The sequence below is a fragment of the Streptomyces sp. NPDC004542 genome (genome assembly GCF_040610035.1).
In the GTDB taxonomy this organism is placed as follows: Bacteria; Actinomycetota; Actinomycetes; order Streptomycetales; family Streptomycetaceae; genus Streptomyces.
In genome coordinates this window covers 1-21,079 of the sequence record NZ_JBEXLP010000089.1, presented here as the reverse complement: position 1 = coordinate 21,079, position 21,079 = coordinate 1, and the positions used below count along the sequence as shown (strand labels likewise).

Annotated in this window: 20 protein-coding genes; 13 read left to right on the top strand and 7 right to left on the bottom strand. The window is 71.4% G+C overall.

Annotated features, from left to right (window positions below; all coding sequences use genetic code 11):
* The first annotated feature begins 8 nt into the window (after positions 1–8).
* Positions 9–905, top strand: a complete 897-nt coding sequence (locus tag ABZX30_RS31655; protein WP_355939788.1) for a LysR substrate-binding domain-containing protein — start codon at positions 9–11, stop codon at positions 903–905.
* A gap of 48 nt (positions 906–953) precedes the next feature.
* The gene (locus ABZX30_RS31650; protein WP_355939785.1) at positions 954–1,097 is read left to right on the top strand and encodes a hypothetical protein; all 144 of its coding nucleotides are present in this window, start codon (positions 954–956) and stop codon (positions 1,095–1,097) included.
* 107 nt (positions 1,098–1,204) lie between these two features.
* Here ABZX30_RS31650 and ychF read toward each other — a convergent pair whose 3' ends face one another.
* A complete protein-coding gene (gene ychF, locus ABZX30_RS31645) occupies positions 1,205–2,293 on the bottom strand; it encodes a redox-regulated ATPase YchF (RefSeq protein ID WP_355939782.1) in 1,089 nt (362 codons plus the stop codon).
* A gap of 202 nt (positions 2,294–2,495) precedes the next feature.
* Between ychF and ABZX30_RS31640 the strand changes: the two genes are divergently transcribed.
* The gene (locus ABZX30_RS31640) at positions 2,496–3,059 is read left to right on the top strand and encodes a DUF6542 domain-containing protein (protein WP_355939779.1); all 564 of its coding nucleotides are present in this window, start codon (positions 2,496–2,498) and stop codon (positions 3,057–3,059) included.
* A gap of 65 nt (positions 3,060–3,124) precedes the next feature.
* Here ABZX30_RS31640 and ppgK read toward each other — a convergent pair whose 3' ends face one another.
* Both ppgK and ABZX30_RS31630 read right to left on the bottom strand, forming a co-directional pair.
* Positions 3,125–3,895 carry a polyphosphate--glucose phosphotransferase gene (ppgK, locus tag ABZX30_RS31635; RefSeq protein ID WP_355939776.1) on the bottom strand — a complete coding sequence of 257 codons (771 nt, stop codon included), beginning with the start codon at positions 3,893–3,895 and terminating at the stop codon, positions 3,125–3,127.
* A 51-nt stretch (positions 3,896–3,946) separates the two neighbouring features.
* A complete protein-coding gene (locus ABZX30_RS31630; RefSeq protein WP_355939773.1) occupies positions 3,947–4,954 on the bottom strand; it encodes a 4-hydroxy-3-methylbut-2-enyl diphosphate reductase in 1,008 nt (335 codons plus the stop codon).
* Between the two features lie 113 nt (positions 4,955–5,067).
* Here ABZX30_RS31630 and xseA point away from each other — a divergent pair, with 113 nt between their 5' ends.
* The 3 genes from xseA (at position 5,068) to ABZX30_RS31615 (ending at position 7,266) form a co-directional block, all read left to right on the top strand.
* Positions 5,068–6,288, top strand: a complete 1,221-nt coding sequence (gene xseA, locus ABZX30_RS31625; protein WP_355939770.1) for an exodeoxyribonuclease VII large subunit — start codon at positions 5,068–5,070, stop codon at positions 6,286–6,288.
* Positions 6,285–6,509 carry an exodeoxyribonuclease VII small subunit gene (locus ABZX30_RS31620; protein WP_355939767.1) on the top strand — a complete coding sequence of 75 codons (225 nt, stop codon included), beginning with the start codon at positions 6,285–6,287 and terminating at the stop codon, positions 6,507–6,509. The genes xseA and ABZX30_RS31620 overlap by 4 nt, the downstream gene beginning before the upstream one ends.
* Before the next feature lie 166 nt (positions 6,510–6,675).
* Complete coding sequence (locus ABZX30_RS31615; protein ID WP_355939765.1) at positions 6,676–7,266, top strand: malonic semialdehyde reductase; 591 nt, start codon at positions 6,676–6,678, stop codon at positions 7,264–7,266.
* Between the two features lie 81 nt (positions 7,267–7,347).
* On the opposite strand, the gene ABZX30_RS31610 is transcribed toward ABZX30_RS31615, so the two are convergent.
* Entirely contained in the window at positions 7,348–7,872 is a 525-nt protein-coding gene (locus ABZX30_RS31610) for a DUF4245 domain-containing protein (protein ID WP_355939762.1), read from the bottom strand.
* A gap of 128 nt (positions 7,873–8,000) precedes the next feature.
* Between ABZX30_RS31610 and glpX the strand changes: the two genes are divergently transcribed.
* Complete coding sequence (gene glpX, locus ABZX30_RS31605) at positions 8,001–9,035, top strand: class II fructose-bisphosphatase (RefSeq protein ID WP_355939759.1); 1,035 nt, start codon at positions 8,001–8,003, stop codon at positions 9,033–9,035.
* Positions 9,036–9,106: 71 nt separating this feature from the next.
* Here glpX and ABZX30_RS31600 read toward each other — a convergent pair whose 3' ends face one another.
* Both ABZX30_RS31600 and ABZX30_RS31595 read right to left on the bottom strand, forming a co-directional pair.
* Positions 9,107–9,490 (bottom strand): WhiB family transcriptional regulator, encoded by a 384-nt coding sequence (locus ABZX30_RS31600; RefSeq protein WP_355939756.1) that lies wholly within the window; start codon positions 9,488–9,490, stop codon positions 9,107–9,109.
* 173 nt (positions 9,491–9,663) lie between these two features.
* On the bottom strand, positions 9,664–10,365 hold the full coding sequence (locus tag ABZX30_RS31595) for a DUF1707 domain-containing protein (protein WP_355939753.1): 702 nt from the start codon (positions 10,363–10,365) through the stop codon (positions 9,664–9,666).
* Between the two features lie 168 nt (positions 10,366–10,533).
* Here ABZX30_RS31595 and ABZX30_RS31590 point away from each other — a divergent pair, with 168 nt between their 5' ends.
* The 4 genes from ABZX30_RS31590 (at position 10,534) to ABZX30_RS31575 (ending at position 17,170) form a co-directional block, all read left to right on the top strand.
* Complete coding sequence (locus ABZX30_RS31590; RefSeq protein WP_355939750.1) at positions 10,534–12,201, top strand: fumarate hydratase; 1,668 nt, start codon at positions 10,534–10,536, stop codon at positions 12,199–12,201.
* A gap of 440 nt (positions 12,202–12,641) precedes the next feature.
* Positions 12,642–14,027 carry a class II fumarate hydratase gene (locus ABZX30_RS31585; protein ID WP_355939747.1) on the top strand — a complete coding sequence of 462 codons (1,386 nt, stop codon included), beginning with the start codon at positions 12,642–12,644 and terminating at the stop codon, positions 14,025–14,027.
* Positions 14,028–14,111: 84 nt separating this feature from the next.
* Complete coding sequence (locus ABZX30_RS31580; RefSeq protein WP_355939744.1) at positions 14,112–14,813, top strand: DUF402 domain-containing protein; 702 nt, start codon at positions 14,112–14,114, stop codon at positions 14,811–14,813.
* A 290-nt stretch (positions 14,814–15,103) separates the two neighbouring features.
* Positions 15,104–17,170 (top strand): SpoIIE family protein phosphatase, encoded by a 2,067-nt coding sequence (locus ABZX30_RS31575; RefSeq protein WP_355939742.1) that lies wholly within the window; start codon positions 15,104–15,106, stop codon positions 17,168–17,170.
* 86 nt (positions 17,171–17,256) lie between these two features.
* Here the strand turns inward: ABZX30_RS31575 and ABZX30_RS31570 are convergent, their stop codons facing one another.
* Positions 17,257–19,605, bottom strand: a complete 2,349-nt coding sequence (locus ABZX30_RS31570) for a transglycosylase domain-containing protein (RefSeq protein ID WP_355939739.1) — start codon at positions 19,603–19,605, stop codon at positions 17,257–17,259.
* Positions 19,606–19,837: 232 nt separating this feature from the next.
* Between ABZX30_RS31570 and ABZX30_RS31565 the strand changes: the two genes are divergently transcribed.
* Positions 19,838–20,773 carry an SPFH domain-containing protein gene (locus tag ABZX30_RS31565; RefSeq protein WP_355939736.1) on the top strand — a complete coding sequence of 312 codons (936 nt, stop codon included), beginning with the start codon at positions 19,838–19,840 and terminating at the stop codon, positions 20,771–20,773.
* Positions 20,770–21,012 (top strand): hypothetical protein, encoded by a 243-nt coding sequence (locus ABZX30_RS31560; protein ID WP_355939733.1) that lies wholly within the window; start codon positions 20,770–20,772, stop codon positions 21,010–21,012. The genes ABZX30_RS31565 and ABZX30_RS31560 overlap by 4 nt, the downstream gene beginning before the upstream one ends.
* The last annotated feature ends 67 nt before the right edge of the window (positions 21,013–21,079 follow it).

Here is a 21,079-nt window from a genome sequence, read left to right as displayed (position 1 = left end):
AGAGAACGATGGAGTTCGCCCAGCTGGAGATGTTCGTGGCCGTGGCCGAGCACGGCGGGATCACCGCCGCCGCCGAGAAGCTGCTGCGAGCGCCCTCCAATGTGTCCACCCGCATCCGGCACCTGGAGAAGGAGCTGGGCACGGACCTGCTCCTGCGCGACAAGCGTCAGGTGACCCTGTCCGCCGAGGGCGAGGCGTTCCTCGAGTACGCCCGCCGACTGATCGACCTCGCCCGGGAGGCCAAGTCGCTGGCCACCGGGGAACAGCCCTGCGGCCGGTTCCGGATCGGCGCTCTGGAGAGCACCTCGGCCGTGCGGATCCCGTCGTTGCTGGCCGAGTTCCACCTCAGCTACCCGGCGGTGGACCTCGAGCTCGAGGCGGGCGCGTCCGGCATGCTGTTCGATCACGTACTCAACGGGCAGGTCAACGCCGTCTTCACCGACGGTGCGCCGGCGTCCCCCGTCCTCACGGGCCTGCACGCCTTCACCGAGCACCTGGTCATCCTCACGCCCGAGTCGGTGCGGGTGATCGACGACGAGTTCCGGCAGTCCCATCCCACCGTCTTCGTCTTCGGCACCGTGTGCTCCTACCGGCAGCGGTTCGAGGACTGGCTGACCGCGAACGGCATCACGCCCGGACGGGTGGTGGAGATCTCCTCCTACTACAGCATGCTCGCGTGCGTGGCCGCGGGCGCCGGCATCTGCATGATGCCGCTCTGCCTCTTCGAGAGCCTCCCCGGCAGCAACCGGGTCGTCTGCCACCCCATCGAGGGCGAACTGGGGCGCGCCGAGACCTGGCTCACCTGGCGGCGCGACGCGCGGTCGGCGAACCTGCGCGCCTTCGTTCGACAGGTCAGGGACCACCTGGTGCCCCCTTCCGGACACGAGGCTGTCTGCGCGGCCTGATCTCCGCCGACGGCGCCGAAGCGGCCGGGCCTGCCCTCCGTCCAGTGGATGCGCCGGGCCTCGATGCTGCCCCTGGTCGCGCTCCACCCGACCGGGGAGGGCTCAACGGCGGAGCGGACGCGGGCCGCGGTCGGCAAGGCGTACGCGGACCGGTCCGCCGACGCCCGGCCACAGGCCGACGAAGCGGCGTAGCCGCTCCCCGCGCACTGACCGACGTCAGCACACTGCGGACCCTGCGCGGACCGCACAGGCCGCCCAACCCGCTCCGTCGCAGGTCAGACGGCCTTTCGCCGGACGTATCACACGTTGAAGCGGAACTCCACGACGTCGCCGTCCTGCATCACGTAGTCCTTCCCCTCCATCCGCGCCTTCCCCTTGGCGCGGGCCTCGGCGACCGAGCCGGCCTCGATCAGGTCGGCGAAGGAGATGACCTCGGCCTTGATGAAGCCCTTCTGGAAGTCGGTGTGGATGACGCCGGCGGCCTCGGGGGCGGTGGCGCCCCGCTTGATGGTCCAGGCGCGGGACTCCTTGGGGCCGGCGGTGAGGTAGGTCTGCAGGCCGAGGGTGTTGAAGCCGACGCGGGCCAGGGTGGCGAGGCCGGGCTCGTCCTGGCCGACCGACTGGAGGAGTTCGAGGGCCTCGTCCTCGTCCAGTTCGGCGAGGTCCGCCTCCAGCTTGGCGTTGAGGAAGATCGCCTCGGCGGGGGCGACCAGGGCGCGCTGCTCGTCCTTGAAGGCGTCGTCCGTCAGCTCGTCCTCGTCGACGTTGAAGACGTAGAGGAAGGGCTTGGTGGTGAGCAGGTGCAGGTCGTGCAGGAGCTCGGCGCGCTCGCTGCCCTGGACGATGCCCTGGGAGAAGAGGGTGTCGCCCTTGTCGAGGATCTCCTTGGCCTCCTCGACGGCCTTCACCTTCGGCGCGACGTCCTTCTTGATCCGCGATTCCTTCTGCAGGCGCGGCAGGACCTTCTCGATCGTCTGGAGGTCGGCGAGGATCAGCTCGGTGTTGATCGTCTCGATGTCGTCCTTGGGCGAGACCTTGCCGTCGACGTGGACGACGTTCTCGTCCTTGAAGGCGCGGATGACCTGGCAGATGGCGTCGGACTCACGGATGTTCGCCAGGAACTTGTTGCCCAGGCCCTCACCCTCGGAGGCACCGCGCACGATGCCCGCGATGTCGACGAAGTCGACGGTGGCCGGCAGGATCCGCTCCGACTTGAAGACGGATGCCAGCTCGGCCAGCCGGGGGTCGGGGACACCGACCACGCCGACGTTGGGCTCGATCGTGGCGAACGGGTAGTTGGCCGCCAGCACGTCGTTCTTGGTCAGGGCGTTGAACAGGGTCGACTTGCCGACATTCGGCAGACCGACGATTCCGATCGTGAGCGACACGTTGCGACTTCCCGAAGGTGAGAGGGCCAGAGGCTGCCAGGGGTGAGGGGCCAGAGAACTGGACCGGCCGATCCACCAGTCTACGGCGTCCCGGCATCCGCCCGGTGGCCATGTCGAACGTCTGGACGAGTGCTGGGACAAGCTCGGCCCATCGGCGTGTCAGACGGGCTATTCGGCACATAAACCGACCTAGGTTGGTCCAGTGGAGCAACACAGGACGCCACCCGAGCGACACGGACCGCGACGCGGCTCAGCGCCGACGCACCTTCCGCCGCAGGCAGGGCGCCGCCCGGGGGAGGACAGACGGCCCGCCCCACGCACGGCGCGGGCGGCCCGGCCGACACCGGAGGCGGTGCCGGCGACGCGCCCACGACGGCTGCCGGATCCCCGGCTCACCGGGCTCGGCGGGGGGCTGTTCGGCGGTGCGGCCATGCTCCTGCTGGGCTGTCTCGACCAGCTGCTGTTCGGGGCGTCCCTGACGCTGTACGGGGTGCTGTTCCTGCCGGTGTGCGTGCTGACCGCGCTGTGGGTGCGCGGCGGGGACCTGCTGACCGCGCCGGTGATCGCGCCGATCGCCTTCGCGGTGGGGCTGGTCCCCGTGGCGGACAGCACCGGGGGGATGGGGGGCCGGCTGATGGGGCTGGTGACCGCGCTGGCCACCCAGGCGGGGTGGTTGTACGGGGGGACGCTCGTGGCCGGCGTCATCGTGCTCGTACGCAGGGTCCGGCTGGTGCGCCGCCGGACCCTGCGGCGCCGGCCGGGCTGAGGGCCCCGAGCAGGAGGGGAGCCGCGAGCTGATCGGGCGCCCCGCCGTGCTCGGGGCCCCGCGGCTCACGCCGGCTGCGGGGCGGCCTCCTGCCCGTCCTTCGCCGCCCGCATCGCCGCCCCCACGATCCCCGCGTTGTTCTGCAGCTGCGCGGGCACGATCTCGGCCCTGATGCCCTCGATGAGGTGCAAGAACTTGCCCGCCTTGCGGCTGACGCCGCCGCCGATGATGAACAGCTCCGGGGAGAAGAGCATCTCGACGTGGGCGAGGTACTTCTGCACCCGGTGCGCCCACTGCTCCCAGGTCAGCTCGTGGTCCTCCTTCGCCTTGCTGGAGGCCCGCTTCTCCGCGTCGTGGCCGTGCAGCTCGAGGTGACCGAGCTCGGTGTTGGGGACGAGGGTGCCGTCGACGAAGAGGGCGCTGCCGATACCGGTGCCGAAGGTGAGCAGGACGACCGTGCCCCGGCGGTCCCGGCCCGCGCCGAACTCCATCTCGGCGACGCCCGCCGCGTCCGCGTCGTTGACCACGGTCACCGGCAGGCCGCCCAGCCGCCCGCTGAACAGGGCGCGCGCGTCGGTGTCGATCCAGCTCTTGTCGACGTTCGCCGCCGTACGCACCGTCGCCCCGCCGGTGACCACGCCCGGGAAGGTGAGCCCGACCGGGCCCGTCCAGCCGAAGTGCTCGACGACCTGCTTGACGCCGTCGGCCACCCCGTCCGGTGTCGCCGGGTGCGGGGTGAGCACCTTGCAGCGCTCCTGGGCCAGGTCGCCCCTCTCCAGGTCCACGGGAGCGCCCTTGATCCCGGATCCGCCGATGTCCACGCCGAAGATCTGCATGGACCCACGCTACGACGTGCGGCGGGTGGTCATGTCACGGACGTACGCCGCTCACGCCTGCGGGGTGCCCGAGCCGCCCCGCTCCGCCACCAGGGCGGCCGCCTCCTCGCGCAGGTCGCGGCGGAGTTCCTTCGGCAGCGAGAAGGTGATCGACTCCTCGGCCGCCTTGACGATCTCGACGTCCCCGTAGCCGCGCTCGGCGAGCCACTCGAGGACCTGTTCGACCAGGACCTCGGGGACGGAGGCGCCGGAGGTGACGCCGACCGTGCTCACGCCCGCCAGCCAGGCCTCGTCGATCTCGCTCGCGAAGTCCACGAGGTGGGCGTCGCGGGCGCCGGCGAGCTTGGCGACCTCGACGAGCCGCTTGGAGTTGGAGGAGTTGCGGGAGCCGACCACGATGACCAGGTCGGCCTCGGCGCCCATCTGCTTCACGGCGAGCTGGCGGTTCTGCGTGGCGTAGCAGATGTCGTCGCTCGGCGGGGAGATGAGCTGCGGGAACTTCTCCTTCAGGGCGTCGACCGTCTCCATCGTCTCGTCGACGGAGAGCGTGGTCTGGGACAGCCAGACGACCTTGGACGGGTCGCGGACCTCGACCTTGGCGACGTCCTCGGGGCCGTCGACCAGCTGGATGTGGTCGGGGGCCTCGCCGGAGGTGCCGATGACCTCCTCGTGGCCCTCGTGCCCGATGAGGAGGATGTCGAAGTCGTCGTTCGCGAACCGGACGGCTTCCTTGTGGACCTTGGTGACCAGGGGGCAGGTGGCGTCGATGGTGGCCAGGTGCCCGCGCGCGGCCTCCTCGTGCACGACCGGGGCGACGCCGTGCGCGGAGAACATCACGATGTTGCCCGGCGGCACCTCCTCCGTCCGCTCGACGAAGACGGCGCCCTTCTTCTCCAGGGTCTGCACGACGTACTTGTTGTGGACGATCTCGTGCCGGACGTAGATCGGGGCCCCGTACTGCTCCAGGGCCTTCTCGACGGCGATCACGGCGCGGTCCACACCCGCGCAGTAGCCACGGGGGGCGGCGAGCAGGACACGGCGGCCAGACGAAGCGGTCATGCTCCCATCGTAAGGCCGGGCCGGGGGCCCCAAGATCGGGTGCCGCCCGGGGGCGGCCCGAGGCGTGGCCGGCGTGGGCGGTGTTGTCGGTACCGGCCGTTACGCTCGACCGCATGGCTGTGAACACGTCCGCGGACGCGCCCCTGCCCGTGGGCGAGGTCTCGCGGCTCATCGGGGGCTGGATCGACCGGCTCGGCGCGGTGTGGGTCGAGGGGCAGATCACGCAGTTGTCGCGGCGGCCCGGGGCCGGCGTGGTGTTCCTGACGCTGCGCGACCCGTCGTACGACATCTCGGTGAGCGTCACCTGCTACCGGCAGGTGTTCGACGCGGTCGCCGATGTCGTCGGCGAGGGCGCCCGGGTCGTGGTGCACGCGAAACCGGAGTGGTACGCGCCGCGCGGGCAGCTGTCGCTGCGGGCCGCCGAGATACGGCCCGTGGGGGTCGGGGAGCTGCTGGCCCGGCTGGAGCAGCTGAAAAAGACCCTGGCGGGCGAGGGGCTGTTCGCGCCGGAGCGCAAGAAGCCGCTGCCGTTCCTGCCCCAGCTGATCGGGCTGGTGTGCGGCCGTGCCTCCGCGGCGGAGCGGGACGTGCTGGAGAACGCCCGGCACCGCTGGCCCGCGGTCCGCTTCGAGGTGCGCAACGTGGCCGTGCAGGGCGTGCACGCCGTACCGCAGGTCGTGCAGGCGGTGAAGGAACTCGACGAGATCGACGCCGTCGATGTGATCATCGTGGCGCGCGGCGGGGGCAGTGTGGAGGATCTGCTGCCGTTCTCCGACGAGCAGCTGGTCCGGGCGGTCGCCGCCTGTCGCACGCCGGTGGTGTCGGCCATCGGGCACGAGCCGGACAATCCGCTGCTGGACCACGTGGCGGACCTGCGGGCCTCGACCCCGACCGACGCCGCGAAGAAGGTCGTACCGGACGTCGGCGAGGAGCTCGACCGGGTGCGGCAGCTGCGGGACCGGGCGCGGCGGTGCGTCAGGGCGCTGGTGGAGCGCGAGGAGCGGGGGCTGGCCCATGCGCTGGCGCGGCCCTGCATGGAGGACCCGCACCGGATGATCGACGAGCGCGCCGACCACGTGGCGTCCCTCGTCGACCGCGGTCGACGCACCCTCGGCCATCTCCTCGACCGCGCCGACTCGGAGCTGACGCACACGCACGCGCGCGTGGTGGCCCTCTCCCCGGCCGCGACCCTGAAGCGGGGGTACGCGGTGCTGCAGAAGGCCGACGGGCACGCGGTGCGGGATCCGGACGAGGTGGTGGCGGGCGAGGCGCTGCGGGCGCGGGTCGCCGAGGGCGAGTTCTCCGTACGAGTGGACACAGGGATGGGTGGATGACCGGCAAGGTGGACGAGGCGCTCGGGTACGAGCAGGCGCGGGACGAGCTGATCGAGGTCGTCCGGCGGCTGGAGGCGGGCGGTACGACGCTGGAGGAGTCCCTGGCGCTCTGGGAGCGGGGCGAGGAGCTGGCCGGGGTCTGCCGGCGGTGGCTGGAGGGGGCGCGGGCCCGGCTGGACGCGGCGCTGGCCCAGGAGGAGAAGGCGGCGGAGGAGGAGTAGGCGCGGCCGGGGGCGGGCGCGGCACGGGGGCGGGCGCGGCGGAGCGGCGTGAAACGGATCACGTTGCCCCGAATTTGGTTGAACGTTGAACTTCTCTGGCGTACTGTCGTCGACGTCAGCCGGTCCGGCGCCCCGGACCCGGACGTCATCCACAGAGAGTTCAGCCATGTCCCTCGTACTTGACCGCGCCGCCCAGGACCTGCTGTTCCGCGAGGCCCGCACCGCGAACGCCTTCACCGACGAACCGGTGACCGACGAGCAGGTGCAGGCGATCTACGACCTGGTCAAGTACGGTCCGACCGCCTTCAACCAGACCCCGCTGCGCATCACGCTCGTCCGCTCCGCCGAGGCCCGCGAGCGCCTGGTCCCGCACATGGCCGAGGGCAACCGGGCCAAGACGGCCGCCGCCCCGCTGGTCGCGATCCTCGCCGCGGACAACGAGTTCCACGAGGAGCTGCCGACCCTGTTCCCGGCCTTCCCGCAGGCCAAGGACGCCTTCTTCGCCGAGCGCCCGGCGCGTGAGCGCTCCGCCACGCTGAACGCCGCCCTGCAGGCCGCGTACTTCATCGTCGGCGTGCGCGCCGCCGGCCTGGCCGCCGGCCCGATGACGGGCTTCGACCCCGAGGGCGTCCGCAAGGAGTTCCTGGACGACGACCACACCCCGCTGGTGATCGTCAACATCGGCAAGCCGGGCGAGGGCGCCTTCTACCCGCGCTCCCCGCGACTGGCGTACGACGAGGTCGTCACCACCGTCTGAACCGCCCCCCGCACGACCGAGGCCCCCCGGCAGCACCGGGGGGCCTCGGTCGTACCCGGCGCACCCGGCCGGGTCCGTGGCTCACGCCATCTTCAGCGCCTCGGCCATCTTCGTCAGCTGCGCGAACGACGCCGTGCCCGCCACCACCGTCGTGGAGCCCGGGGTGTCCTCGAGGACGAGCGCGTCGTAGCGGCCGCCGGTGTAGCGCGTCCACGTGCGGTCGCCGATCCGCTCGGTGACCTCGGTCGTCTTCGCCCCCTGGCTCGCGGTGTCGATGAAGTCCGCGCGCTTCTGAGTGGACTGCTCGACCGCCACGTATTGACCGTCGGGGTTCTGGAAACCCAGATGCCAGCGGTCGAAGTGGTCGCCCTGGAAGCGGACGGACGTCGCCTTCCAGCTGCCGGGCAGGCCCTCGGGAGCGGCTACCGGGTAGTCCGCGGCGCGCCGCGCCGTGAGCAGCTCGACCCGGTAGTCGACCCGCTTGAGGTCGGGAGCGTGGTCGTCGTGCGGGACGAAGAGGTAGATGACGCCCGCCGCGACCCCGATCACGGCCAGGGACTGGATCATGCCCCGGACCGTCTTCTGCTTGCCGTTCGTGCCTGCCACGCCTTCTATCGTCGCAGGTGCCCGGCGCGCTCATCCGTGGGGTCCCCTGCTCATTTTGTCGGCCTGGCGATAGAGTCGGGGATTATCACCCTCATCCGGCCGTCGTCGTATCAGAAAGGTGCGCTCCGATGACCGAGCATCATCACCTGCCCTCAGAACTGGACGTCCCGTCCGAGGCTCCCGACCGCAACCTCGCCCTCGAGCTCGTCCGGGTGACCGAAGCGGCGGCGATGGCCGCGGGCCGCTGGGTCGGGCGCGGCGACAAGAACGGCGCCGACGGTGCCGCGGTGCGTGCCATGCGGACCCTCGTCTCCACCGTGTCGATGAACGGCGTGGTCGTCATCGGCGAGGGCGAGAAGGACGAAGCCCCCATGCTCTTCAACGGGGAGCACGTCGGCGACGGCACCGGGCCCGAGGTCGACATCGCCGTCGACCCGATCGACGGCACCACGCTGACCGCCAAGGGCATGCCCAACGCGATCGCGGTGCTGGCCGCCGCCGAGCGCGGCGCCATGTTCGACCCGTCCGCCGTGTTCTACATGGACAAGCTCGTCACCGGCCCGGAGGCCGCCGAGTTCGTCGACATCAACGCGCCCGTGGCCGTGAACATCAAGCGGATCGCCAAGGCCAAGAGGTCCACGCCGGAGGACGTCACCGTCGTCATCCTCGACCGGCCCCGGCACACGGGCCTGATCAAGGAGGTCCGGGAGGCCGGCGCGCGCATCAAGCTCATCTCCGACGGCGATGTCGCCGGCTCCGTCTACGCGCTGCGCGAGGGTACGGGCGTCGACCTGCTGCTCGGTGTCGGCGGCACCCCGGAAGGCATCATCTCGGCCTGCGCCGTGAAGTGCCTGGGCGGCACCATCCAGGGCAAGCTGTGGCCCAAGGACGACGAGGAGCGGCAGCGGGCCGTCGACGCCGGGCACGACCTGGACCGGGTGCTCACGACGGACGACCTGGTGTCCGGGGAGAACGTCTTCTTCGTGGCGACCGGCATCACCGACGGTGAACTGCTGCGTGGTGTGCGGTACCGGTCGGAGACCGCGCTGACCGAGTCGATCGTGATGCGCTCCCGGTCCGGCACGGTCCGGCGGATCGACTCCGAGCACCGGCTGCGCAAGCTGCGGGCGTACAGCGCGATCGACTTCGACAGGGCGAAGTAAGCAGGGCGACGTGGGTGAACGGGGCGCTCCCGGTGCGGAGGGGGCGCCCCGTTCACGTGTCCGTGAGCCGGCTACCCCGCCGCCGCTATGCGGCTCGCCGCCGCCGCCCGGGCCGCCTTCTTCAGTTCCAGGTCGCGGCGGCGGCGCCGGGCGAGGACCACGCGGCGTTCGGCCGCGGTGAGGCCGCCCCAGACGCCGTACGGCTCGGGCTGGAGCAGCGCGTGCTCGCGGCATTCGACCATCACGGGGCAGCGTGCGCAGACCCGCTTGGCCGCCTCCTCGCGGGACAGCCGGGCGGCGGTGGGTTCCTTGGAGGGAGCGAAGAACAGGCCTGCCTCGTCGCGCCGGCACACGGCCTCGGTGTGCCAGGGTGCGTCTTGGTCCCTGTCCCGCACTGGCACCCGCTGGGCCGGAACAGCAGCTACCTGCAGGGACGAATGCGGCGGTTGCAGCACGGTCTACTCCTGACGACGGCTTCGCGAGCGAGAGACGACGCAGCAAGCCCTACCCGCTGTGCGCGCGCCTATGCACTGCGTTCCCGGCCACGGGAGCGCGGCGGCCGGTTAGCGACCCTGTGCGCCCGCCGCAGAAGGAGCGAATCGTTCCGGTTCTCGCCCCTTCACAACCGTCAACGGTCCAGGTGTGTGCGCAAACCCTTGTCGACCTTGCGCTGCACGCGGTCGAGGATGTCCGCGACGAGCTTGCCGCGCTTCGGCCGCGCCTCCACGTTGCCCAGCACCGCCCATCCGTCCACGTAGACGACGGGGGCGTCGGACTCGACCGAGTCGAGCGTGTCCACCTCGAAGCTGCCGAGCACCCCGCCGCCGGTGCCGCGCAGCGACACGTTCTCCGGCACCCGGATCTCGACGTTGCCGAAGACCGACACCGCCTTGACCACGACCTGCTGGTACTCGAAGATCGCCTCGCTGAGGTCGATCTCGACGCTGCCGAAAACGGCGTACGCGTGCAGTCTGCGCCCGGCGCGCCAGCGCCCCCGGCGCACGGCGCTGCTGAACACGGCGACCACGTTGGCGTCGGCCTCGGCCGGTATCGCGCCGGCGGCCGGGCGCGGCGGCACGGGCGTGTAGCCCGGGGACGCCTGACGCCCCCGGCCGGCCGGCAGGTCCCGTACGAAGACCTCGAGTTCGCCGACCGTCTTGGCGTTCAGCACCCCCTCCACGCGCTCGGCGTGCTCGTCCGCGGTCAGGCGGCCCTCGGCGAGGGCGTCGCGCAGGATGTCGGCGATGCGGTCACGGTCGGCGTCCGAGGCGCGGAGTTCGGTGACGCGCTGTCCCGCGTCCGGCTGCTGAGCCTGCTTCTGAAGGTCCACGGCAGCAGAGTACCGAAACGCGATAGATCGCGACTAGGGGGTGTGCCGGGCTCGGCGTGGCGGACTGAGCCTTACCTCACAGGCCCCCCCGCCGGAGGCAGGTTCTACGCTGGTGAGCGCCCGCCAACGTCGGCGGGCGGCCGTTCGTAGAGTGAGGAATGGGCTGAGATGCCGGAGTTCGAGTACACCGATCTGCTCCCCCAAGGAGAGGACACCACCCCCTACCGGCTGGTGACCTCCGAGGGTGTCTCCACCTTCGAGGCCGACGGGCGGACGTTCCTCAAGGTGGCGCCGGAGGCGCTGCGCAAGCTGGCCGAGGAGGCCGTCCACGACATCCAGCACTACCTGCGCCCGGCCCACCTCGCCCAGCTGCGCCGCATCATCGACGACCCCGAGGCGTCGGCCAACGACAAGTTCGTCGCGCTCGACCTGCTGAAGAACGCGAACATCGCGGCGGCGGGCGTGCTGCCCATGTGCCAGGACACCGGCACGGCGATCGTCATGGGCAAGCGCGGGCAGAACGTGCTCACCGAGGGCCGCGACGAGGAGGCGCTCTCCCGCGGCATCTACGACGCCTACACGAAGCTGAACCTGCGCTACTCGCAGATGGCTCCCCTCACCATGTGGGAGGAGAAGAACACCGGCTCCAACCTGCCCGCGCAGATCGAGCTGTACGCCACGGACGGCGGCGCCTACAAGTTCCTGTTCATGGCGAAGGGCGGCGGCTCGGCCAACAAGTCCTTCCTGTACCAGGAGACGAAGGCCATCCTGAACGAGGCCTCCATGATGCGGTTCCTGGAGGAGAAGATCCGTTCGCTGGGCACGGCCGCCTGCCCGCCGTACCACCTGGCGATCGTGATCGGCGGCACGTCGGCCGAGTACGCGCTGAAGACCGCCAAGTACGCCTCCGCGCACTACCTGGACGAGATCCCGGCCGAGGGCTCGCCGCTCGGACACGGCTTCCGGGACAAGGAGCTGGAGCAGAAGGTCTTCGAGCTGACGCAGAAGATCGGGATCGGCGCGCAGTTCGGCGGCAAGTACTTCTGCCACGACGTGCGCGTGGTGCGGCTGCCGCGGCACGGCGCGTCCGTCCCGGTCGCCATCGCGGTGTCCTGCTCGGCGGACCGGCAGGCCGTCGCGAAGATCACGGCGGAGGGCGTCTTCCTGGAGCAGCTGGAGACCGACCCGGCGCGGTTCCTGCCGGAGACGACGGACGAGCAGCTCGACGACGCCACGGACGTGGTGCGGATCGACCTCAACCAGCCGATGGAGACCATTCTCGCCGAGCTGACCAAGTACCCGGTCAAGACCCGGCTCTCGCTCACCGGTCCGCTGGTCGTGGCCCGCGACATCGCGCACGCCAAGATCAAGGAGCGGCTGGACGCGGGTGAGGAGATGCCGCAGTACCTGAAGGACCACCCGGTGTACTACGCGGGGCCGGCGAAGACGCCGGAGGGGTACGCGTCCGGTTCCTTCGGGCCGACCACGGCCGGGCGGATGGACTCCTACGTCGAGCAGTTCCAGGCGGCGGGGGGCTCCAAGGTGATGCTGGCGAAGGGCAACCGCAGCAAGCAGGTCACCGAGGCGTGTGCCGCGCACGGCGGCTTCTACCTCGGCTCCATCGGCGGGCCCGCCGCGCGGCTGGCCCAGGACTGCATCAAGAAGGTCGAGGTCGTCGAGTACGAGGAGCTCGGCATGGAGGCCGTCTGGAGGATCGAGGTCGAGGACTTCCCGGCGTTCGTCGTCGTCGACGACAAGGGCAACGACTTCTTTCAAAATCCGGCTCCGCAGCCGACGTTCACGTCGATTCCGGTGCGGGGGCCGGGGCTGGCGTAGCCCTTCCGGGCGCGGCGGGGACGGTTCTCGCCCCCGCCGCCCCCGCCCTTCCCGTCCCAGGGGCTCCGCCCCTTCACCCCCGCCAGGGGCCGCGCCCCCCGGACCCCCGCGGGGCTCCGCCCCCGCACCCCGCGCCGCGTAAGCCCCCGCGGCGCTCCGGCCCTCGGACCCGCCAGGGGGCTACGCCCCCGCGCCCCCACGGGGCTACGCCCCGGACCGCAAGCGCTGCGCCCCGTAGACCCCCGCGTTGCTTCGGTCCCGGGCCCGCCGGGGCCCCCGCCCGCGCTCCTGCGGGGCCCTGCCTCCGCCGAGGCCGCGGCCCGCGGCCCATCGGGCTGGGCCGGGGCTCGTCTTCGTACGCCGGGCGGGCTGAGGAGGCCGGGCGGGTCCGCGCCGGGCAGGGGCGGAACATCGTCGCGGTCCCGGTCGCTGTAAGCGGTATGAGCGACTACCGGATCGAACACGACTCCATGGGCGAGGTCCACGTCCCCGCCCACGCCAAGTGGCGTGCCCAGACGCAGCGGGCCGTCGAGAACTTCCCCGTGTCGGGGCAGCGGATCGAGCGGGCGCACATCGAGGCGCTGGCCCGGATCAAGGGGGCGGCGGCGAAGGTGAACGCCGAGCTGGGGGTGCTCGACAAGGACGTGGCCGAGGCGATCCAGGAGGCGGCGCGGGAGGTCGCCGAGGGGAAGTGGGACGAGCACTTCCCGGTCGACGTGTTCCAGACCGGGTCGGGGACCTCGTCCAACATGAACGCCAACGAGGTCGTGGCCACGCTGGCCACCGAGCGGCTGGGCCGGCCCGTGCACCCCAACGACCACGTCAACGCCTCCCAGTCGTCCAACGACGTCTTCCCCTCCTCCGTGCACATCGCCGCCACGGCCGCCGTCACCCGGGACCTCGTCCCGGCCCTGGAGCACCTCGCCGACGCGCTCGGCCGCAAGAGCGAGGAGTTCGCGGACGTCGTGAAGTCCGGGCGGACGCATTTGATGGACGCCACCCCGGTGACCCTGGGACAGGAGTTCGGCGGGTACGCCGCACAGGTGCGCTACGGCGTCGAGCGGCTGACCGCCTCGCTCCCCCGGCTCGCAGAGCTGCCGCTGGGCGGTACCGCGGTCGGGACCGGCATCAACACCCCGCCGGGGTTCTCCGCCGCCGTGATCGCGGAGGTCGCCCGGGTCACCGGGCTGCCGCTGACCGAGGCGCGCGACCACTTCGAGGCGCAGGGTGCCCGGGACGGGATCGTGGAGACCAGTGGGCAGCTGAGGACCATCGCCGTCGGGCTGACGAAGATCGCCAACGATCTGCGGTGGATGTCCTCGGGGCCGATGACCGGGCTCGCGGAGATCTCGCTGCCCGACCTGCAGCCCGGCTCGTCGATCATGCCGGGGAAGGTCAATCCGGTCGTTCCGGAGGCGGTCCTCATGGTCGCCGCCCAGGTGATCGGCAACGACGCCACCATCGCCACCGCCGGCGCGTCCGGGAACTTCGAACTCAACGTCATGCTCCCGGTCATCGCCAAGAACGTGCTGGAGTCGATCCGGCTGCTCGCCAACGCCACCCGGCTGCTGGCCGACCGGACCGTGGACGGGATCACGGCCCACCGCGAACGGGCCCGCGCGTACGCGGAGTCCTCGCCCTCCGTGGTGACCCCGCTCAACAAGTACATCGGGTACGAGGAGGCCGCCAAGGTGGCCAAGAAGGCCCTCCTGGAACGCAAGACGATCCGTCAGGCGGTGGTCGAGAGCGGGTACGTCGAGCGTGGCGACCTCACCCTCGAGCAGTTGGACGAGGCGCTGGATGTCCTGCGTATGACGCGCCCGTAACCGATCGCGAACCATTCGGGCCACGGGGCCGGAACCGTGACGCTCACCGCAGCGTCGTATGCCTGGGGCACCTAATATCTGCGCATGGCAGACGGTGAAGCGGTGAGACGCGCGGTACGGGGGGAAGAGGGCGGTGCTGCGCCGTTCTGGGCGCCCGGGAGCCGGATCCTGTGGCGGTACCGGGAGAACGGCGGCGACCGCTTCCACATCGCGCGCCCCGTCACCGTCGTACGGGACGACGAGGAACTGCTGGCCGTGTGGCTGGCGCCGGGCACCGAGTGCGTGAAGCCGGTGCTCGCCGACGGTACGCCCGTCAACCTGGAGCCGCTCGAGTCGCGCTACACCAAGCCCCGCTCGGTGCAGCGCGACCGGTGGTTCGGGACCGGTGTGCTGAAGCTGGCCCGGCCCGGTGAGCCGTGGTCGGTGTGGCTGTTCTGGGAGCCGGGCTGGCGGTTCAAGAACTGGTATGTCAATCTCGAGGAACCGCTGGTCCGCTGGGCCGGCGGGGTCGATTCCGAGGACCACTTCCTCGACATCTCCGTGCACCCGGACCGCAGTTGGCATTGGCGGGACGAGGACGAGTTCGCGCAGGCCCAGCAGGACGGTCTGATGGACGGCCGGCTCGCCGAACGGGTGCGGGTGGCGGGGCGGGCCGCGGTCGAGGTGATCCGCGCCTGGGGCCCGCCGTTCTCGGACGGCTGGCAGCACTGGCGCCCGGATCCGTCCTGGGCGGTACCGTCACTGCCGGAGGACTGGGCCCGTACGCCCGCGCACGTGTCCTCATGAGACCCTTGATGCGCCCCCGGTCCACAACCGTAGGATCGTCCTCCGCAAGGCGGACCGGCCTACAACTCCCGGGGCGAGTACCGGGCTTGATCGAACGTCACCGAGGGGCGGCAGGACGTGAGCGAGTGGTACGAGGGCAAGGCCACCGCGGACCGGAGACGGTCCGCCGCAGGAACGGCCTCTGACCACGCGGGAATTCCGTTCCCGGGGCACGTATTCCGGGTATCGGCATTTCTGCGGGCCGAACCGCGCGCACGGCGCGGGGCCCCGGACGGATGGATTCGACACGCGTGACGGAGCAGCCGACCTCCTACGAGCGCCCCCAGGCGGGCGTCGACCCCGCGGAGCCCCGCGGGGCGCTCATGCGTGCCCCCACGACGCTCGGTCCCGCGGCCTTACCCGCACAGGCCCGCACCGGCGAGACGCCCTCCTCGCCGGGTACCACCGCGCCCTGCGGCAAGGGGAAGGAGCTCCCAGTCAACGGCCCCGAGCACGCCCAGCCGTCCGCCGCCGAGCAGGACGCGCACCGTCCGCGGCCCGCACCCGAGCAGATCCCGGTCCAGCCGGGCGCCGAACAGGACCACGGCCCCGGCGGTCAGGAACGCCGTACCGGCCGCGGGCTGCCGCCCGGCCGCCCGCTGCCGATGCGGCGGGACGGCGACCGGCTGCGGTTCGTGGGTGCCGCGACCCGGCGGATCGCCCGCGGCATCGACCTCGACGAGATCGTGATGGGTCTGTGCCGGGCCACCGTGCCGACCTTCTCGGACGCGATCCTGGTCTACCTGCGCGACCCGCTGCCGGTCGGCGACGAACGCCCCGTCGGGCCCGTGGTGCTCCGGCTGCGCCGCACCGACCGGATCCCGGAGGAACGGGACACCGAGGGCGGTTTCCTGCCCGCCCCGGTACCGGAGACCGAGCTCCCGGAGCTGGCGGCGATGACCGCCGAGCTGTGCGAGGTACGGCCCGGTGGCGCGCTCAACGAGGTGCTGCGCGGGGTGCGTCCGGTGTTCGCGGACTCCCCCGCAGCCCGCGCCGCGCTGCCCGAGCTCCTGGGGGACGGCGGCGAGGCCCTGGTGCCCGGGGGACAGCACGCGATCCTCGCGCCGCTGCGCGGCCGGCGCCGCGTGATCGGGGCCGCGCTGTTCCTGCGCCGCCCGGAGCGGATGGCGTTCGAGGGCGACGACCTGCTGGTGGCCGCCCAGCTGGCCACGCACAGCGCCCTCGGCATCGACAAGGCGGTGCTGTACGGCCGCGAGGCGTACATCGCGGACGAGCTGCAGCGCACCATGCTGCCCGAGACGCTGCCCCGCCCGACCGGTGTCCGGCTGGCCTCGCGCTATCTGCCGGCCGCCGAGACCGCACGGGTCGGCGGCGACTGGTACGACGCGATCCCGCTGCCCGGCAGCCGGGTCGCCCTCGTCGTCGGTGACGTGATGGGCCACTCCATGACCTCGGCGGCGATCATGGGCCAGCTGCGGACGACGGCGCAGACCCTCGCCGGGCTCGACCTGCCGCCGCAGGAGGTGCTGCACCACCTGGACGAGCAGGCCCAGCGCCTGGGCACCGACCGGATGGCGACCTGCCTGTACGCCGTGTACGACCCGGTCTCGCACCGCATCACCATCGCCAACGCCGGCCATCCCCCGCCCGTGCTGCTGCACCTGGGCGGGCGGGCCGAGGTGCTGCGGGTGCCGCCGGGCGCGCCCATCGGCGTCGGCGGCGTCGACTTCGAGGCCGTCGAGCTGGACGCGCCCGCCGGGGCCACGCTGCTGCTGTACACCGACGGCCTGGTGGAGTCCCGCCTCAGGGACGTGTGGACCGGCATAGAGCAGCTGCGGGAGAGACTCGCCGCGACGGCCCAGCTGACCGGGCCCGACCATCCGCCGCCCCTCGAGGCCCTGTGCGACGAGGTGCTCGACATGCTCGGCCCGGGCGACCGGGACGACGACATCGCGCTGCTCGCCGCCCGCTTCGACGGGATCGCGCCGAGCGACGTGGCGTACTGGTTCCTGGAGCCGGAGGACGCGGCCCCCGGCCGGGCCCGCCGGCTGGCCCGGCGCGCGCTGGCCCGCTGGGGTCTGGAGGAACTCAGTGACTCGGTCGAGCTGCTGGTCAGCGAGGTCGTGACGAACGCCGTGCGGTATGCCTCCCGGCCGGTCACCCTCCGGCTGCTGCGCACCGACGTGCTGCGCTGCGAGGTCGGCGACGACGTCCCGCAGCTGCCGCGCCTGCGCCAGGCGCGGGCCACGGACGAGGGCGGGCGCGGACTGTACCTGGTGAACCGGCTGGCCCGGCGCTGGGGCGCGACCCGGCTGAGCACCGGCAAGGTGGTCTGGTTCGAGCTGAACCGGACGTAGGGCCTGCCGGAGGCGGTGGAGGACAGCGCGAAGGGCGCCCGGTTCGCACCGGGCGCCCTTCGGCGTTCCTCGTCCTGCCGGCCGTCCTACTGGCCGCCGGGCCCGACCGGGTCGAGCGGGGCGTCCGTGCCGCCCGTCGGCGAGGCCGACGAACTCGGCGGCTGCGAGGTCGTCGGAGGCGCGGACGACGGGGGCGCGCTGCTGCTCGGCGGGGCCGACGGGGTCACGGACGTCGGGGATCCGGAGGTCGGCGGCGCCGAGGTCGGCGGCGCGGACGTGCTCGCGGTCGGCGGCTGGGAGAAGGTGAAACTCTCCGTCGGCTCGACCGCCGCGCCCTGCGTGGTGTTGAGGTCGAACTCGGCCTTGTCCGTGACACCGAAGGTGTAGGTCGCCCAGATCTGCGCCGGCGGGCCGCCGCCGTTCACGCGGCCGCCGCCCATGGCCCCCGTCAGCGGGACATGGTCGTTCTTCCTGATCGGCTTGCCGTCGCAGCCGGCGCCCCCGGCCTTGGCGGCCTCGCCGAACAGGCCGACCGAGGTGACCAGGTCCGGGGTGTAGCCGGTGAACCAGGCGGAGCGGTTGCAGTCGGACGTGCCGGTCTTGCCCGCCACCTGCTGTCCGTTGCGGAGCGGGTTCTTGGCCACGGAGGTCTGGGCCGTGCCGTCGTCGACCACTCCGGTCAGTACGGAGGTCACCGAGTCGGCGGCCGTCCGGCTGATCACCTGGCTGCCGATCGGGTCGTCCATCTCGATCGTGCCGTCCTTCTTCTCCGCCGACTTGACGATGGTGGGCGTGACCTTCTGGCCGTGGTGGTCGAAGGTCGCGTAGATCCCGGCCATCTCCAGCGGGCTGGCGCCCATGGAGCCCAGCGTCTGCGCGGGCACCGCCTGCATGCCGTCGGTGTCCATGCCCAGCTTGTCGGCCGTGTCCATGACCTGCTTCATACCCACGTCCACGCCCATCTGCGCGAAGACGGAGTTGACGGACTTGTTCATCGCCTGCTGGACGGTGATGTCGCCGTAGCTGGCGTTGTCCTCGTTCGGCGGGGCGAAGCCGACCTTGGTGCCGTGGTCGAGGACCTGACGGCGGGTGGTGCCGTCGTAGACCGTGTCGGCGGTGATCGGCTTGTCGTCCTGTGTCGTGGCGTTGTCCTCCAGCGCGGCGGCGAGGATGACCGGCTTGAACGTCGAGGCGGGCTGGTAGTCCCGGCGCGTGGCGTTGCTGAAGTAGTGCTTGAAGTAGTCCTTGCCGCCGTACAGGGCGACGATCTTCCCGGTCTTGGGGTCCACCGACACGGCGCCGACTTGGACGTCGCCGTCGACCTTGCGCTTCTTCGGGTCGAGCTTGCTCGTCAGCCGGGTCTTGACCGCGTTCTCCAGCGCGGCCTGCTTCTCGCGGTCGATGTTCAGGGTGATGGTCCAGCCCTGGTGCTGGACCTTGGCCTCCGCGTCGGCCTTGGACAGGCCCTCGTCCTTCATCAGCTGCTGTTCCAGCTGCTCGTTGGCGAGGGAGACCAGGTAGCCCTTCTGGCCCTCCATGCCCGGGGCGCCCTTGGGCTCCTTGGGCACCGGGAACTTCAGCTCCTGGCGGTCGGTCCTGTCCAGCCAGCCCTCTTCGACCATGTTGTCCAGGACGTAGTTCCAGCGCGCCTTCACCAGCCTCTTGCCGGTGTCGGAGGCGACCGCCCAGTCGTACTGGCTCGGTGCCTGGAGCAGGGCCGCCAGGTACGCGCCCTGGGCGACGTCGAGGTCCTGGGCGTCGACGCCGTAGTAGGCCTGCGCGGCGGCCTGGATGCCGTAGGCGCCGCGGCCGTAGTAGCTGGTGTTGATGTAACCGGCGAGGATGTCGTCCTTGCTCTTCTCGCGGTCCACCTTCAGCGAGATGACCAGTTCCTTCAGCTTGCGCGTGACGGTCTGTTCCTGGTCGAGGTAGTAGTTCTTGACGTACTGCTGGGTGATCGTCGAGCCGCCCTGCCTGCCCTTGCCGGAGAGCGTGTTGATCAGGCCGCGGGCGGTGCCTCTGAAGTCGACGCCGGAGTCGTGGTAGAAGCTCTTGTTCTCGGCGGCCACGAAGGTCAGCTGCACCTTCCTGGGCACCTTCGACAGGCCCACGATCTCCCGGTTGACCTTGCCGTCCCTGGCGAGCATCTTGCCGTCGCTGTACTTGTAGACGTTGCTCTGGCGCTGCGCCGCCACGTTGCCCGCCGGTATGTCCACCGCCAGGTACAGCGTGATGAACGCGCCGATGCACAGCAGGCACAGTCCGAAGAACGTGCCGAGGATCTTCTTCCAGGTGAAGAGCCTGCGTATTCGGCTCTTCGGGGGCTTGCCGTTCGTCGCGGCCCGGTCGGTCGCCGTGGGCTGCGAGCGGCGGCGGCTGGGCGCCGCGCGGTGGCCACCGCGCTGTCGCGCTCGTCTCTCTTCCGCTCGTCCCATGAGTACCTACGCTCCGCTTCCGTCTCAGGTCAGCTCAGAAAGCTAACACCGCTCTCTATGACAAAGGAGTCGCGATCCGCCCTTTTACGGGCGTGACAATCAGCACGCTGTCCCAAGAGAACCGACGGCCTGGGGGGTTGGAGGGTTGCCCGGACGGGTAAAGTGTTATCACTTAGCTAGAACTGAGCTAGGCGCCGGCGAAGTCCGGCGCCAGGAGAACGGGGGCCCACCCATGTCCACGCACGACGCGTCCGCCACGGCCGACGTGCCCGAGATGCCCGCCCCGCGCGTAAGGGAGTTCCCCGCGCACAGCATCGGCGGCGGGCTGGCGCTGCTGCTGGGGCTGCTCGGACTGCTGCTCGGCGCCGGGCTGATCGCCGCCGCCACGGCCGTCACGGCGACCGGCGGAAAGGCCGTACTGATCGTCGGCGGCATCCTGGTCGCCATCGCCGCGTTCCTCGCGATGTGCGGGCTGAACACGGTGGCGCCGGGCGAGGCACGGGTCGTGCAGCTCTTCGGGCGCTACCGGGGCACGATCAGGGAGGACGGGCTGCGCTGGGTGAACCCGTTCACCTCGCGCACGAAGATATCGACCCGGGTGCGCAACCACGAGACCGCCGTCCTGAAGGTCAACGACGCCTACGGCAACCCGATCGAACTGGCCGCGGTCGTGGTCTGGAAGGTGCAGGACACCGCCCAGGCGACCTTCGAGGTGGACGACTACGCGGAGTTCGTCGCCACGCAGACCGAGACGGCCGTGCGGCACATCGCGATCGAGTACCCCTACGACGCCCACGAGGAGGACGGCCTCTCGCTGCGCGGCAACGCCGAGGAGATCACCGAGAAGCTCGCGGTGGAGCTGCACGCGCGCGTGGAGGCGGCCGGAGTGCGGATCATCGAGTCGCGGTTCACGCATCTCGCGTACGCTCCGGAGATCGCCTCGGCGATGCTCCAGCGGCAGCAGGCCGGCGCGGTGGTCGCCGCGCGGCGCCAGATCGTGGACGGGGCGGTCGGCATGGTCGAGGCGGCGCTCGCCCGGATTGCGGAGCAGGACATCGTGGAGCTGGACGAGGAGCGCAAGGCGGCGATGGTGTCCAACCTCATGGTCGTCCTGTGCGGTGACCGGGCGCCGCAGCCCGTACTGAACACAGGGACCCTTTACCAGTGACAGATCCCACCGGGGGTTCGACCCCCCAGCGGCGGCCGCAGCAGCGCAAGCAGGTGCTGCTGCGGCTGGACCCGTCGGTGTACGAGGCACTGGCCCGGTGGGCCGGGGACGAACTGCGTTCGGCGAACGCCCAGATCGAGTTCCTCCTGCGCAAGGCACTGGCCGAAGCGGGACGGCTCCCGAAGGAAACCGGCCCCCTCCCCCGCCGCGGACGCCCTCCGGGCGGGCCGGGCGCATAAGCCCCGGCCCCCACCCCCCCGGCCGGGCGCCCGGCACGGAACACGGCCGCGCCCGCGCCCCCCCCCC

Bases quoted from the DNA above. Each gene is read 5' to 3' on its own strand.
- ABZX30_RS31655 (WP_355939788.1), top strand. From the start codon at position 9: ATGGAGTTCGCCCAGCTGGAGATGTTCGTGGCCGTGGCCGAGCACGGC.
- ABZX30_RS31650 (WP_355939785.1), top strand. From the start codon at position 954: ATGCGCCGGGCCTCGATGCTGCCCCTGGTCGCGCTCCACCCGACCGGG.
- ppgK (WP_355939776.1), bottom strand. From the start codon at position 3,895: ATGCAGATCTTCGGCGTGGACATCGGCGGATCCGGGATCAAGGGCGCT.
- ABZX30_RS31630 (WP_355939773.1), bottom strand. From the start codon at position 4,954: ATGACCGCTTCGTCTGGCCGCCGTGTCCTGCTCGCCGCCCCCCGTGGC.
- xseA (WP_355939770.1), top strand. From the start codon at position 5,068: ATGGCTGTGAACACGTCCGCGGACGCGCCCCTGCCCGTGGGCGAGGTC.
- ABZX30_RS31620 (WP_355939767.1), top strand. From the start codon at position 6,285: ATGACCGGCAAGGTGGACGAGGCGCTCGGGTACGAGCAGGCGCGGGAC.
- ABZX30_RS31615 (WP_355939765.1), top strand. From the start codon at position 6,676: ATGTCCCTCGTACTTGACCGCGCCGCCCAGGACCTGCTGTTCCGCGAG.
- glpX (WP_355939759.1), top strand. From the start codon at position 8,001: ATGACCGAGCATCATCACCTGCCCTCAGAACTGGACGTCCCGTCCGAG.
- ABZX30_RS31590 (WP_355939750.1), top strand. From the start codon at position 10,534: ATGCCGGAGTTCGAGTACACCGATCTGCTCCCCCAAGGAGAGGACACC.
- ABZX30_RS31585 (WP_355939747.1), top strand. From the start codon at position 12,642: ATGAGCGACTACCGGATCGAACACGACTCCATGGGCGAGGTCCACGTC.
- ABZX30_RS31580 (WP_355939744.1), top strand. From the start codon at position 14,112: ATGGCAGACGGTGAAGCGGTGAGACGCGCGGTACGGGGGGAAGAGGGC.
- ABZX30_RS31570 (WP_355939739.1), bottom strand. From the start codon at position 19,605: ATGGGACGAGCGGAAGAGAGACGAGCGCGACAGCGCGGTGGCCACCGC.
- ABZX30_RS31565 (WP_355939736.1), top strand. From the start codon at position 19,838: ATGTCCACGCACGACGCGTCCGCCACGGCCGACGTGCCCGAGATGCCC.